This is a genomic window from Streptomyces sp. SID3343 (assembly GCF_009865215.1).
Classification (GTDB): Bacteria; Actinomycetota; Actinomycetes; order Streptomycetales; family Streptomycetaceae; genus Embleya.
This window is the reverse complement of the sequence record NZ_WWJX01000757.1, coordinates 1-938: the sequence shown is the minus strand read 5'-3', so window position 1 is coordinate 938 and position 938 is coordinate 1. Positions and strand designations below refer to the sequence as shown.

The window sequence follows — 938 nt, the reverse complement described above, 5'->3', positions numbered from 1 at the left end:
CCGGTGGCCGCGTGGTCGCCGGCGGCGGGGCGACCGGCCGGGCCGGGCTCACGCGCGGTGGCGGATTGGTGGTCTCGGTCTTGTTCTTCGAGAACGACCAGCCCTCGAAGCTCCCGGGCGGGGGTTTGCGGTTCATCACGCCCCACTGGCTGTAGGTCCACGTCCCGTTGTTCGGCGCGTGCCAGTAGGACCAGTAGGCGGTCGCCGGCGGGGTGTCGATGCACGGTTCGGAGTTGGGCCCGGGCTTGCCCTCGATGCGGCAGACGAACGCCTCGCCCCAGCGGGTGGTCCCGGCGATCTCGATGCCGGCGTTCCTGAGCGCGGCGTGGCCGGTCGCCTGGTCGCCGGGCGCGCAGCGGACGATGGTGGTGCCGCCGAGCTCCCGGAAGTCGACGATCACCGTCACGCCGCTCGCGTCCGGGCAGAAGCCGGGCGTGCCCTTGGCGGTGTCCACCGCGTATGCGGCGGGAACCGTCGCGGTGATCTGCGCCGCGGTCGGCACGATCAGGACGGCGAGCGCCGCCGCGAGGCGGCCGAAGCGGCTGGTGGTCTTCACGCGTGGTCTCCGATCTTGCGACGGGCGCCGGCGTTCTTGCGACGGGCGCCGGCGCGGATCGCGAAGCCGGTGCCGAGCAGGCCGAACGAGAGCAGGAGCAGGCCGCCGACCTGGGCACCGGTCCTGGCCAGACCGCCGCCTCCGCCGCCACGGGATCCTCCGGAGGCGGCCGATCCGTCGGTCGAGCCGGACCCGCCGACCGTGCCGGCCCCTCGGGCGGTCGCCGACGCACCGGCGGTCACCGGCCGGGACGCGGATGCGAACACGGACGCCGTCGCGCTCGCGGTCCGGGAGAGCGACGTGGTGGGGCCGGGAGCGGTGGGCACGGGGACGGTCGGGGCGGGCGTCGTGGGGCCGGTGGGCGCGGGCGTGGACGGGCCGG

General features: G+C 75.8%; 1 protein-coding gene and 1 pseudogene. Both read right to left on the bottom strand.

The window, feature by feature from the left end; genetic code table 11:
- Positions 1-556, bottom strand: a 556-nt coding sequence (locus GT354_RS23030; RefSeq protein WP_161358275.1) for a flagellar hook-length control protein FliK, incomplete at its 3' end; no start/stop codon positions are given.
- Positions 553-938 (bottom strand): annotated as a pseudogene (locus GT354_RS23025) (hypothetical protein); the annotation flags it as partial. The gene GT354_RS23030 and the pseudogene GT354_RS23025, both read right to left, overlap by 4 nt.